Origin of the sequence: Sediminitomix flava, from assembly GCF_003149185.1 — a bacterium.
Taxonomy (GTDB): domain Bacteria; phylum Bacteroidota; class Bacteroidia; order Cytophagales; family Flammeovirgaceae; genus Sediminitomix; species Sediminitomix flava.
This window is the reverse complement of sequence record NZ_QGDO01000001.1, coordinates 409,441-422,326: the sequence shown is the minus strand read 5'-3', so window position 1 is coordinate 422,326 and position 12,886 is coordinate 409,441. Positions and strand designations below refer to the sequence as shown.

The window sequence follows — 12,886 nt, the reverse complement described above, 5'->3', positions numbered from 1 at the left end:
TATATATAGTCTGTTTGTATAGATAGTTGTCGAATTTAAACTATTGATTTGAAGCTTGCTTATTTACTGTCTTTAATTGATTATACTTATTGACAATCTTAATCATATCTGATCTTGTATAATATTTCAGCTTACCTTGTTTTATATATGCCATAAGTCCTTCTTTCTGATCTTTCATGTGTTCAAGTGAGGCTTCTCTATTTCTCAGATCAACCATTTTAATAGATGAACTAGGTTTTAAAAGATAAAAATCATCCTCTCTTACATATTGTTGTTTGCTATTCATATTCCCCCAATAAGGGTCAAAATTGCTTTCTATTTTTTCTACAATACGTTCTCTAACCAATAGGCTGGTCTCACCTTCGGTCAGTAGTTCGAAGAGATGTGGATTGCCATAACCATTTGGTGTATAAAAGGGAAGAGCATAAAAGGAGCGAAGTTTTTTACTTCTGGAATCTATAATTTGGAAAGCTTGAATATTCTGAGCACTAAACGAACGGATAGTTCCTTTACTCTTTAGCTGAATGCTTTCTTTCTCAATATCTATTTTAAGTAAACCTTTAACCGTACTACCGTCATTTAGATCAATTTCTCCTTCATGCCAAACATCACGAGTAAATTTCTGTGCTGAAGTGAGATTGATAAATAGTAAACTTAAAAGCGTAAAAACTAAAAGTCTTCTGAAATGATACATAGGTTAGTTTTAGTGTTTATTAGGTTGTCTGCATTGAAAACAGCTTTATTTTTTCAGAAGTCCATTGGTGTACCTTAATACTTTAATTTTAACGAAATCGGTTTCGGGACTGTGAATAACAAATGTTGATGAAAATCAGTCTTTGTTTATGCTCAAAGACTAATACAATTCTCTCAGATCTTTTAATTTTGTGCATGAATGTTAACTGTTAGAAGCTTGTTTGGTATTTAAGACCTTTCGAGCTCTCAATGAATTCATTTGATCTACTAACTTGTATTAATATTTAGCAAGAATTATGTTGGAAAACATCAATCCTACTCAGACAAATGCTTGGAAAGCATTAGAAAAGCATTTCGAGGAAGCGAAAAATCTAGAAATGAAAAACCTCTTCGCTGAGGATGCAGACAGAACGAATAAGTTCTCAGTGAAATTTGAAGATATCTTTGTTGATTACTCTAAAAACATCATCACAGAAGAGACGAAATCTCTTTTGATCGATTTAGCAAAAGAATGTGGGTTGCCAAAAGCAATCGGAAGCATGTTCGGTGCAGAGAAAATCAACCAAACAGAAGGACGTGCTGTTCTCCATACTGCATTGCGTAATCGTTCTAATACTCCTGTAGTATTGGATGGTCAAGATGTAATGCCAGATGTTAATGCTGTATTAGAGCAAATGAAGAACTTTACAGAGAAATTGATCTCTGGAGAGTGGAAAGGATATACAGGAAAAGCAATTACTGATATTGTAAACATCGGTATTGGTGGTTCAGATCTTGGTCCTGTTATGGTTACTGAAGCGTTGAAGCCATACAAGACTCATATCAATGCTCACTTCGTATCAAATGTTGATGGTACGCACATTGCTGAGACTTTGAAAAAAGTAGATCCTGAAACTACACTTTTCATTATTGCTTCTAAAACATTCACGACTCAAGAAACAATGACAAACGCAAACTCTGCGAAGTCTTGGTTCTTGGAGGCTGCAAAAGATGAAGCAAATGTAGCTAAACACTTCGTTGCATTGTCTACTAATGCAAAATCAGTTTCTGAATTCGGTATTGCTACTGAAAACATGTTCGGTTTCTGGGACTGGGTAGGAGGTCGTTACTCGTTATGGTCTGCTATTGGTTTACCAATTGCTTGTTCTATCGGTTTTGATAACTTTATCGAGTTATTGGAAGGTGCTCATGCAATGGATAAACACTTCCAAAATGAGGAACTAGAAAGTAACCTTCCTGTAATTTTGGCAATGTTAGGAGTTTGGTATAACAACTTCTTCGGTGCAGACTCTCATTCAATTCTTCCATACGATCAATATATGCACCGTTTTGCTGCATATTTCCAACAGGGAGATATGGAGTCTAATGGTAAATATGTAGATAGAGGTGGAAATCCAGTAGATTACCAAACTGGTCCAATTATTTGGGGTGAGCCTGGTACAAACGGACAACATGCATTCTATCAGTTGATCCACCAAGGAACAAAATTGATCCCTTCGGATTTCATCGCTCCAGCACAATCTCAAAATCCTATCGGAGATCATCACGCGAAATTGATGTCTAACTTCTTTGCTCAAACGGAAGCATTGATGATGGGTAAAACTGAGGAAGTAGTAGTTGCTGAATTGGAGAAGGCAGGTAAGTCTGCTGATGAAATTGCAGCATTGAAAAACTTCAAGATTTTTGAAGGAAATCGTCCTACAAACTCAATCTTGGTGAAAAAAGTAACGCCATTTACTTTGGGTGCTTTAGTAGCGATGTATGAGCATAAAATTTTTGTTCAAGGTGTGATTTGGAACATCTTCTCATTTGACCAATGGGGAGTAGAGCTAGGTAAGCAATTGGCTAACCAAATTCTACCAGAACTTCAGAATGATGAGACAGTATCATCACATGATGCTTCTACAAATACTTTGATCAATATGTTCAAAGAAATGAGATAAGCTTTTTAAGAAGCAAAATAATATAAGCCTCTGTGGTCATTTAAGATCACAGAGGCTTTTTTTATATTTTTTTAGAAGGATGTTTTTCTTCAAATTCTTTGAGTTTTCTTAAGTCTTCATTTCTACGTTTTGACTTTTTATAGTGAATCGAGATGGTATTTAAAAGACCAAAAAAGCACAATAGGATAAGAATTTCAAACATTATGTGAGATGTGTTTTACAGTGCATAACCTATTCGAGAAAGATCTGAAGACCACCAAATATAAAGTGCTTTACCACAAACCATATATTCTGGGATAGGCATTTGAAAAAATGAATTTGGGTTATTTTTTGAATAAACTCCTTCAGTAAAATAGTAATTATTCTTGAAAGTATAGTTTTTTACTATTTTGTTACCGATCACTAATTGATTGTTCTTCTGTATTATTAATTCATTAATAAGCTCATACTTCCTGATTAAAGAACTGTAGAAAAGTATATTTTTTTCATTTAAAGTGACTGTCATACCTGCGAAAGGAAGTGTGAACTTTGTATCAATATTCTTATCTGAGTTTATTTTATACTCAATCTTATCGCCTGCAATAGCTGTACATCTTTGTGTTTCGTATCCTTCACTATCTGATCTTTTGAATACGATTATATCATCTGTTTTAACTTTTTTGGTTTGTTCCCAAGAGATGAAATCTCCAGTGGTCAATGCTGAAGACAAGTCTGATGAAGTATTCTGCGAGAAATGATTTTTTGACCAAAGTTTAGAGCTAGGACTTATGAACGTAAGATTTATAATGCTGATAAATAGAAATACGATTAGATGATTGGGTAGATTATTATACTTTTCAAAAGGAGGCTTAGATTCTTTAGAACTTAGATTGATGGTATATATAATAATGATAATTTTAAGGAATAAGAGTGTTAGAATGAATAAAACAAGGTTTGAAAAAGTTGAGATTACTCCAGTATAACTTACGAATAAGAAAAGTGCCCAAATACCTAGCCTGAAAGCAAGCCATTTTTTAAACTCCAATAGGTATAGAAATCCAAGGTCTAGTAAAAAAAATGAAAGGAGACCAGCTACTATCGGGCTTTTAGATGTTAGTTTGTCTTGAATTGTATTATTCATAAAATTAAGTGAAATAATTTCTCAAAGATAGTTACTAAGACTTTGTTAGGATTGAACATATTAATAAGCATTTGTCAATTGAGAGTTAATTCTATTTCATTCCATATAAAAGTAAATAGTGGTATAGCTTCGAGAATTTTAATCATATCTATAGATGCTCTTAAACGCGTACATCTTCTAATGTTCGTTTTGAATCCTACTATAATATAAGAAAGTTTAAGGTTAGTCGATAGTCAATTTTCTTTTTAATTCCATTGTAATTTAACTATATGCGAAAAGAATATAATTACTTTCTAACTTATATTGCTAAAAAGAAAAAGCGTTAGTTTGAGTTATTAATCTCATACTAACGCTTTTCAATAATATTTTACCTCGATTAATGGAGTTTACTCCATTTCATAATGTAGTATTAAGTCAATTTGTTTTTCAAGATGTTGAACTCTACGTAAGGAGAGATTCTTTCATAGATGATATGAAAAACGGCTGTAGTAATAGGCATTTCAGCTCCTAAATCCTTATTGATTTCATAAATGCTTTTAGAGGCATAATAGCCTTCAGCAATCATTTCCATCTCCAATTGAGCTGCTTTCACAGAGTACCCTCTTCCAATCATATTACCGAAAGTACGGTTTCTACTGAATTGAGAGTAAGTGGTTACCAAAAGATCCCCAAGATAAGCCGATGAGGCAAGGTCTCTTTCAATATTATATGCTCTTTTCAAGAAACATTTAATTTCTTGTAAGGCATTAGAAACAAGAACGGCTTGGAAGTTATCTCCGTAGTTTAATCCGTGTGCCACACCGCATGCTACTGCAATTATGTTTTTCATTACAGCACAGTATTCAACACCGTATAAATCATCTACAGTTGCAGTCTTGATAAAACGGCATTTCATGGCATCTGCCAAAGACTCTGCATATTCGTTGCAAGAACTAGCGACAGTGAGGTAAGATTGTTTTTCCATTGCAACTTCTTCAGCATGGCAAGGTCCTCCGATGACAGCTATCGCGTCATGTGGTATTCCAAAAACATCTTCCATATACTGCGTGACTAAGATATTTTGTTTAGGAATCATTCCTTTAATAGTAGAAATGATTTTTTTTCCTTTAAAATCTTCAGCAGTCAAATCACCTAAAGCTTCTATAATGAATGCTGCAGGAACAGCTAACATAACTGTATCTGCATTCTTTATCGCTTCACGTAAATCTTCGTAAGGCGTAACTTTTTCAGGTTCTATCTTTACAGCACCCAAGTATCTTGGGTTCGAATGATAGCGTCTGATATGATTTATATCTTTTTTGTTTCTTAGCCACCAATTGAGTTTCACTTGATCGCCCTCAGAGAAAATCTTAATGAGAGCAGTAGCCCAACTTCCTCCTCCAACAACAGCTATTCTTTTTACAGATGTATCAAATTCTGTATTTAGTGTACCCACAGTTGATCATTTTAATTACACATCATGTGTTTAGCTCTAAATGTCAAACACATTGTATTCATGCTTCATTTCAAAAAATATTCTTGCAAAAATACTATTAATTGTTGATATCTGTGCTATTTTTGAACAAAATGTAAGAATATTATCTATTTTATGCCAATAGCCATATTTAATCTTGCATTTGTAAACAAAAGGCTTAGATTTGTCCAAAATATACGATTTAGGGTTTTCTTAAAAAAACTTTAAAGTGTGTCTTATAAAGGTATATTAACGCAATTACAAGATCATAAGCTGTAATTTTATTGTTTTAAAGGCTGTGATCACAAAGTTTCCGTATCAAATTCACTTACAAAACAACTTATGCAAGATATTCAACCGTTGAAGAACTGGAGTATGATCAAAGATACTCCCATTGCAATTGCAGGTCCATGTAGCGCAGAGACAGAAGAGCAATTATTAGCAACTTGCCGCCAGATCAAAGAAAATATTGATGTTTCTTTGTTGAGAGCAGGTATTTGGAAGCCAAGAACAAGACCTGGTTCATTTGAAGGAATCGGTGAAGAAGGTTTGAAATGGTTCAAGGCTGTAAAAGAAGAATTAAATATGCCAATCACTACTGAGGTTGCAAATGCGCAGCACGTAGAATTGGCTTTGAAATATGGTGTAGACGTTCTTTGGATTGGAGCACGTAGTACAGTAAACCCTTTCACAATTCAAGAAATTGCTGATGCCTTGAAAGGAGTTGATGTACCAGTAATCGTAAAAAACCCAATCAACCCAGACTTAGCACTTTGGATGGGAGCAATTGAGCGTATCTACAATTCTGGTATCAGAAATATTGCGGCACTTCACAGAGGATTCTCGTCGCACCAAAAATCGAAGTACAGAAATGAGCCAATGTGGTCTTTAGCTATCGCATTGAAGTCTGAACTTCCTAATCTTCCAATTCTTTGTGACCCTTCTCACATTGCAGGTAACAGAGATTTAATCTTGCCAATTTCTCAAAAAGCTATTGATTTAGATTTTGATGGTTTGATGATTGAGACGCACTACGACCCAACAAATGCTTGGTCTGATGCTGCTCAACAAGTGACGCCAGAAAGATTAGCTGAGATTTTGAACACTATTAAAATCAAGCAGTCTTCTTCAGATAACCCTGAGTTCGTTCACAACTTGGAGGACTTGAGAAAGCAAATCGATACAATCGATACTGAGATTTTGGAAGCACTACACCACAGAATGAAGGTTGTAGACAAAATCGGTGAGTACAAAAGAGATAACAACGTTACAGTATTCCAAGCTGATCGTTGGATTGATGTATTCCAAAACCGTCCGAACCAAGCTCAAAAATTGGAGTTGAATAAAACTTTTGTTGAGCAAATGTTCAAATTGATTCATGACGAGTCTATCCGTATTCAGACTAAAGTAGTTAATACTGAAAAATCTGAAGGATAATCATAAATTAAGCTTTTAGCTTATGATGAACCCATCCCTTTATATCCCCTTTTAAGGAGCTCAAAGGGATGGGTTCTTGCTATTTTAGGGGTAATTGATCAGAAAGCGTTCAACGTATTTTTTATCATCCCGATTTTTAAAAGAATAATCATACTTTCTATTTAAGCTCTAAACCTTAGTCAATATGAGTTTAAACAATGTTAGCTTTCTCACTGAGATCAATAAAGACGTATTTTCACCATTGGAAGCATACTCAAAAGTAGCTGTAATTGTTGATGAAAATACATTAGAGAATTGCTATCCAATCGTTAAAGAATTTCTTCCTGAAGATCACTTACTGATTCAAGTGAAATCAGGTGAAGAAGAGAAAAACTTACAAACCTGTACACACATTTGGCAACAGCTAACGGATGAAGGCTTTGACCGTAAAGGTTTTGTCCTGAATCTGGGAGGTGGTGTCATTGGAGATATGGGTGGTTTTTGTGCTTCAACTTATAAAAGAGGAATCAAGTTTTGGCAAATGCCTACGACACTTCTTTCTCAAGTAGACGCAAGTGTAGGTGGAAAACTTGGTATCGATTTCCACAAATACAAAAATCATATTGGGGTATTTCAGATTCCTGACCAAGTACTGATATTCCCTGATTTTATTAAGTCACTGCCTCAGAGAGAAGTGAGGTCTGGTTATGCTGAAATATTGAAGCATGCTTTGATCGCAGATGGTTCTCATTGGAAAAAAATAACGCAGAAAGGAGTATATGAGCAAGACTGGACAGATATGATTCCGCATTCTGTCGGTATTAAATCTGATGTGGTAGATCAAGATCCTAAAGAAAATTCACTTCGAAAAATCTTGAATTACGGACACAGTGTCGGACATGCTATCGAAAGTTATTTGTTGGATATTCCAGAACGTAAACTTTTGCATGGGGAAGCTATTGCTGTAGGAATGATTTGTGAGGCGTTTATTTCTACTAAGAAATGTAGTCTAACTGATTCAGAACTTTCTGAAGTAACGGCATATTTGTTGCAAGAGTATGGTTATCCTACTATTTCAGAGTCAGATTTTTCTGCTATTCATTCTTATTTGTTGCAAGACAAGAAAAATGAAAGTGGAAAGATTAACATGTCCTTAATCTCTAAGATTGGAAAGGCTGAATATGACCAGTTTGTAAATTGGGAAGAAGTAGAAGAAAGCTTAAAATATTATATTTCTTTGAAGGGCTAGGACTAAAGTTTGTGGCTTTTTAGATAAAAATTATATTTTTGCCTCTTTAAGTTTTAGAACATTCGTAAATTTTTTATCGTCTTAGCGTCTTTTACACCAAGAGACGAATCAAAAAATCATCTGTAAATATTAAAGCATTATGGCTTACAACTTATTAAAAGGGAAATATGGTATCATTACTGGTGCCATCGATGAGAATTCAATTGCTTGGCAAACAGCATTGAAATGTCATGAAGAGGGAGCGAAAATCGTTTTGACCAATGCTCCGATTGCACTTCGTATGGGTACTTTGAACAAATTGGCTGAATTGACTGATGCCGTAATTATCCCAGCGGATGCTACTTCTACTGAAGACATCGAAAACCTTTATGAGAAAGCTAAAGAAGCTTTGGGTGTAGAGAAAATTGATTTCTTATTGCACTCAATCGGGATGAGCCCGAACGTAAGAAAGAAAAAGCATTACGCAGACCTAAACTATGATTGGTTCCAAAAGTCAATCGATATTTCTGCTTTGTCATTCCACAAAATGATGCAAGTAGGAGAGAAGATGGATTTCTTTAAAGATGGAGCTTCAATCTTGGGTCTTTCATATATCGCAGCTCAGCGTTCGTATCCTAACTATGGAGATATGTGTCAAGCTAAAGCAGTGCTTGAGTCTATCGCTAGAAGTTTCGGACAACGTTTGGGTGAGAGCAAAGGTATTCGTGTAAATACAATTTCTCAATCTCCAACAGTTACTACAGCAGGTAAAGGAATCAAAGGTTTCAATGTATTCTATGACTACGCTGATATCCTTTCTCCATTAGGAAATGCAACAGCGGAAGACTGTGCAAACTACTGTGTAACAATGTTCTCTGACCTTACAAAAAAGGTGACAATGCAGAACTTATTCCATGATGGTGGTTTCTCTGCATCTGGTATGACTGAGAAATTGATTGATAAAATGATGAGTGAAGTAGAAGAATAGAATCGCTCACTTTTTCAAGCTTATTGATTTAACCCCATTATTTGTTTTAAGACGAATAATGGGGTTTTTATATTGATATTACTTAGTTGTACTTATTGAATTTCAATTATTCTTTCTTCTACATTTGTACGACCTTCTGCAAAAACTTCTTTGGTTTCTATAGTATAAATAACCCAGCCCGATCCATGAATTCTTGAGGCTGTCCAAGTATCGTTTGAAAGATTAGGAAAATCTTCTCTTTTGAGGTTTGATACATTAAGAGAAGCTGTCATTTGTGTCAAATAATTAAAAGTGGCATCTGTCAATTGTTGTGAGTCAACAGATGATTTCATTCGTATGATGTAATTATTGTCCTCAGGGTTTAACTCATCCAATGAAACAGACATATGAGTATCAAATGGTTCTCCGCCTAAAAGATTTGCAGTTTTCATATCACCTTTATATTCTTCACCAAGTTCATACCTAGCTCCATGAAAAGTATAAAACTGTAATATCTCTTTAATTGCTCCAGCTTCAATCGCTTCTTTAGTGGCATACATATTTGCTACTTGTCTAAATATTTGATCCATATTAGGAGCATCCTTGATCTGCTTTTTAAACTCTTTTTTCAATAGTTTCAAAGATTTAGAGATGTACTTTTGTACTTCTTTCCAATTCAAGACATGTTGAAGTGACCCCATTTCATCAGTTCTAATCTTTATAACCATATTTTCCGATATTGAAATGAGTTTTTTACTGAATTCATCTTCTGTATCAATATCGAAGTCTTTGTAAAGCCATTCAATATCATATGAGTTTGCTGTAGAGTCTACAATAGTAACATCAACTGAATATTTGATAAATTCTCTGTTTGTTGTATCTGCATCTCTGATTTTATATTTCTCCTCTGTGATAGTGTAGCTTTGCTTTTCATTCATATCCCAATATCCAATGACTTGTGCCGATGAGTCATTCATATTGATCTGTGCCAATGCAGAATAGCTAAAAAGTGAATAAACGAACGCTAAAAATAATACCCTTTTCATTCTTAAAATCTATTTATCAGTTTAAGTATATAAGTGAAAATTCAGTTTAAAATCACTTAGATATAATGTATAATGTTAGGGGTGAAAATAACTAAAATTAAATTATATCTAGATATTACTGTGATAGAAGAAGGTTGTTAGAAACTAGTAATTAGATCAATGATTAGTCGATTGTAGATTCTCAGCTACGTAAGCTATTTCTCTACCTTAGATTTATTAAAACAATCATTTTAAAATTAGGACTTAAAATAGAATCTGTTGATTCATAAAAAAAAGCTTGAACGATTTTTAGCTGATTCGGATTAATGCAGATAGTAACCTAAAGCTATAAAACCTATTCTAAACTTGCCTATGTAAATAAATCTACAATTAACCTAAAAAGAAGAGCGAACTAAATTATGCTCAGAACTAAAAACAGTAACAAAACTACAAACACCTAATTACCTATTAATCTATTATGAAAAGCAAACAACTCAATAGCTTATTCAAGCTATGTACTATCCTTTTATTTGTGATGTGGAGCAGTGTAAATGTCATGGCTCAATGTGAATCTTGTAATACCATAAGTGGAGATTTAACAGAGGATACCGATTTAGATAATGGAACCGTTAATCTAAATAATGTAGAAGGTCAATGTTTATATTCTCAATTCCCATCAACGAGTACGACTATAAAAGCTTGTTTCTGTGCTTTAGGAGCAAGTGATCCAAACGAAGCTGAACTACAAACGATATTTGCAGCTTGTGCTAATGAGAATGGTCAGATTGAACAATGTACTTTTACCTCACCTCAGTATTCTTTCTTTGATATTCTTACAACAAGTTTCGACTTTATTACTAAAGTACCTATTTCGATCATCGTTCAAGATGCTTTACCCTCAGATGCATATTTATTGTACTTTGAACAAAACACTCCTATTTCTACTACAGTAAATGGAAGTCCTTCTACGAGTTATAGAACTAGAGGTATTGTACAAGGTAACCAGCAATGGGGTATCGCAATTGGAGCATCAGGAATCGATGGCGGAAAAGCTTTGAATCTAGATCGAAGAGCTGATACAGGTTTCTCAAGTTTTGATTTGTGTCTGTGTAAGGAAAGTGATGTGAATGATTCAACGTGGCCTCAAAATGGTTTTGAAAATACGTGTAAAGGAGGTGATATTAATCAAAGTAGTGGTGTGTTCTATGATCTGCCTTCAGGTTCAGATCAGCTAGGAGAACAAGATTTGTGTAATTGTGATGTCTGGGATCATAGTGACGGCGCTGCCGATAATGATGCAATTCGAGCTTATACAATCGTAAATTATAATCAGAACACTATAGCTGTAAATTCGGGTTGTAATCTTTGTTCATATGCTGATCCTGACTTTTCATTACCAATCCAATTGACATTATTCAATTCTGAATCTGAAGGAGAAAACGTGAAATTATATTGGGAAACAGCCTCAGAATTTAATAGTAACTATTTTGAAGTTCAGCATAGTGTTGATGGCCTGAACTATAAAACGATTGGTAGAGTAGCAGCGAGTGGAGACACTGAAGTTTTAAGAGCTTACGAGTTCATTCATAGAGAGCCTTCTGCTGGCTACAATTTGTATCGTCTTAAGATGGTAGATAATGATAATTCATATGAATACTCACCAACTACTCTTCATCAATATACGATTACCGATTTATCTCTAGGTCTTTACCCTGTTCCGGCTCAAAATATAGTTAAGATTAAAAATTTGAGAAAACTGACAAGAGAACCTGTAGAGGTTGTTATCTATGACTTATTAGGTATGCCAATCAAGACTACTAATCTAGGACAGTTTACAAATGATGTAGATTTAACAGGTTTGAAAGATGGTGTCTACTCCATCCAAATACAATATTTAAATCAAACCGAGACTTTTAGATTGGTCAAAAAAAGTGAAGCTAAATAACTAACTATACAACCAATATCCAATTAGAAAATGAAAAGAGCTTACCTTTTGGGTAAGCTCTTCTTTCTTTATTGAATAATTTTAAAACTCAACATTCCTGCGGTTTCTGTAAGCATTTCGTAAGAACCATGCCTCACAGGGGTTAAGTGGGCTTTATCTCCAATGCTTAATAAAGTACCTTTCTCAATTGGGTAGCCGTGATCAATAGTTGTATTGATTAACCAAAGCAGATCTTCTAAGGCTTTTTGCGTATCTCTTTTAGGACGAAGCTCATACAGTTGGTTATTGTTGTAATTTATCTGGACAAGAGAGTTGTGGAAGTCTTGTCCTGTATATTTTGTTGTGTCTCCGACAAGAATGAAAGAAGATACCGCATTTGTAGCAATAAAATCTACAGTTTTTGTCTTATTGAGATTATGGAACTTTAGATCAGTGATATCACCGATTAGACGATATGAATCGATTAGACTTTTTAGTTCGTCAATATCATTGACTTTATTTTGAATTGACTGATTGAATGTAAAGCCAAGGTATGTTTCTAGTACAGGTTTATGAATACCGTATAGCGAAAGCTCAGAATTATGAGGTTGAATGTCACTTTCAAAGATTACACTGAAAATAGGATTTCCAACTTTATCCATATTGTGTACTTTGGTATCAATGAAGCTAGCTTTGTAGCCACCAATATTTTCATGAGCTAAAAGCTTATTTACATATCCTTTTTGAATACGATAAGCTTCCTCCTCACTTAAGTTAGGATATTCTTCACTGACCAACGGCATTTGTTTGTCTAGCTCAAAAGCATATACGAGTTGATCTTCGTAAACACTAAGCTTTTGTTGTTCGATACAGCTTACCATCACCACAACTAGTAAACTGATACAAATTATTAATCTGTTGCTTAACCCGACTATCATAAAACCTTTATTCAAAAAATAAACTCTGTTGTAATTTTTACAATAAGAGTTGTTAGTTAGAAACTTTAGTATCCTTAAAAGGATGACTTTCATTACCCTAATTTACTATTAAATCAGTTTGATTGTTTATTGCATTAGGATATGTTAAAAAACTGTTGGAAGTGTTTAGGAGGGTGAGA

General features: G+C 34.3%; 10 protein-coding genes. 5 read left to right on the top strand and 5 right to left on the bottom strand.

Annotation, left to right across the window (positions count from 1 at the left end):
* Positions 1-40: 40 nt before the first annotated feature.
* Positions 41-694, bottom strand: coding sequence for a hypothetical protein (locus BC781_RS01610; protein ID WP_109615500.1), 654 nt, complete (start codon positions 692-694; stop codon positions 41-43).
* A 295-nt stretch (positions 695-989) separates the two neighbouring features.
* Here BC781_RS01610 and pgi point away from each other — a divergent pair, with 295 nt between their 5' ends.
* Positions 990-2,636, top strand: coding sequence for a glucose-6-phosphate isomerase (gene pgi / locus BC781_RS01605; protein WP_109615499.1), 1,647 nt, complete (start codon positions 990-992; stop codon positions 2,634-2,636).
* A 217-nt stretch (positions 2,637-2,853) separates the two neighbouring features.
* On the opposite strand, the gene BC781_RS01600 is transcribed toward pgi, so the two are convergent.
* Positions 2,854-3,756: a S26 family signal peptidase gene (locus BC781_RS01600; protein WP_109615498.1), complete on the bottom strand. Its 903-nt coding sequence runs from the start codon at positions 3,754-3,756 to the stop codon at positions 2,854-2,856.
* 409 nt (positions 3,757-4,165) lie between these two features.
* Positions 4,166-5,191, bottom strand: coding sequence for an NAD(P)H-dependent glycerol-3-phosphate dehydrogenase (locus tag BC781_RS01595; protein ID WP_109615497.1), 1,026 nt, complete (start codon positions 5,189-5,191; stop codon positions 4,166-4,168).
* A gap of 360 nt (positions 5,192-5,551) precedes the next feature.
* Here BC781_RS01595 and BC781_RS01590 point away from each other — a divergent pair, with 360 nt between their 5' ends.
* The 3 genes from BC781_RS01590 (at position 5,552) to BC781_RS01580 (ending at position 8,841) form a co-directional block, all read left to right on the top strand.
* Entirely contained in the window at positions 5,552-6,646 is a 1,095-nt protein-coding gene (locus BC781_RS01590; protein WP_109615496.1) for a chorismate mutase, read from the top strand.
* A 184-nt stretch (positions 6,647-6,830) separates the two neighbouring features.
* Complete coding sequence (gene aroB, locus BC781_RS01585; RefSeq protein ID WP_109615495.1) at positions 6,831-7,874, top strand: 3-dehydroquinate synthase; 1,044 nt, start codon at positions 6,831-6,833, stop codon at positions 7,872-7,874.
* A gap of 139 nt (positions 7,875-8,013) precedes the next feature.
* Positions 8,014-8,841 (top strand): enoyl-ACP reductase FabI, encoded by an 828-nt coding sequence (locus BC781_RS01580; RefSeq protein ID WP_109615494.1) that lies wholly within the window; start codon positions 8,014-8,016, stop codon positions 8,839-8,841.
* 92 nt (positions 8,842-8,933) lie between these two features.
* Here the strand turns inward: BC781_RS01580 and BC781_RS01575 are convergent, their stop codons facing one another.
* Entirely contained in the window at positions 8,934-9,866 is a 933-nt protein-coding gene (locus BC781_RS01575; protein WP_109615493.1) for a hypothetical protein, read from the bottom strand.
* A gap of 457 nt (positions 9,867-10,323) precedes the next feature.
* On the opposite strand from BC781_RS01575, the gene BC781_RS01570 reads away from it, so the two are divergent.
* Positions 10,324-11,790, top strand: coding sequence for a T9SS type A sorting domain-containing protein (locus tag BC781_RS01570; RefSeq protein ID WP_109615492.1), 1,467 nt, complete (start codon positions 10,324-10,326; stop codon positions 11,788-11,790).
* Between the two features lie 68 nt (positions 11,791-11,858).
* Here the strand turns inward: BC781_RS01570 and BC781_RS01565 are convergent, their stop codons facing one another.
* Complete coding sequence (locus tag BC781_RS01565) at positions 11,859-12,650, bottom strand: hypothetical protein (RefSeq protein WP_109615491.1); 792 nt, start codon at positions 12,648-12,650, stop codon at positions 11,859-11,861.
* Between the last annotated feature and the right edge of the window lie 236 nt (positions 12,651-12,886).

What these genes read in the sequence shown, in the direction of transcription:
- BC781_RS01610 (WP_109615500.1), bottom strand. Translation starts at nt 694, where the DNA reads ATGTATCATTTCAGAAGACTTTTAGTTTTTACGCTTTTAAGTTTACTA.
- pgi (WP_109615499.1), top strand. Translation starts at nt 990, where the DNA reads ATGTTGGAAAACATCAATCCTACTCAGACAAATGCTTGGAAAGCATTA.
- BC781_RS01600 (WP_109615498.1), bottom strand. Translation starts at nt 3,756, where the DNA reads ATGAATAATACAATTCAAGACAAACTAACATCTAAAAGCCCGATAGTA.
- BC781_RS01590 (WP_109615496.1), top strand. Translation starts at nt 5,552, where the DNA reads ATGCAAGATATTCAACCGTTGAAGAACTGGAGTATGATCAAAGATACT.
- aroB (WP_109615495.1), top strand. Translation starts at nt 6,831, where the DNA reads ATGAGTTTAAACAATGTTAGCTTTCTCACTGAGATCAATAAAGACGTA.
- BC781_RS01580 (WP_109615494.1), top strand. Translation starts at nt 8,014, where the DNA reads ATGGCTTACAACTTATTAAAAGGGAAATATGGTATCATTACTGGTGCC.
- BC781_RS01575 (WP_109615493.1), bottom strand. Translation starts at nt 9,866, where the DNA reads ATGAAAAGGGTATTATTTTTAGCGTTCGTTTATTCACTTTTTAGCTAT.
- BC781_RS01570 (WP_109615492.1), top strand. Translation starts at nt 10,324, where the DNA reads ATGAAAAGCAAACAACTCAATAGCTTATTCAAGCTATGTACTATCCTT.
- BC781_RS01565 (WP_109615491.1), bottom strand. Translation starts at nt 12,650, where the DNA reads ATGGTAAGCTGTATCGAACAACAAAAGCTTAGTGTTTACGAAGATCAA.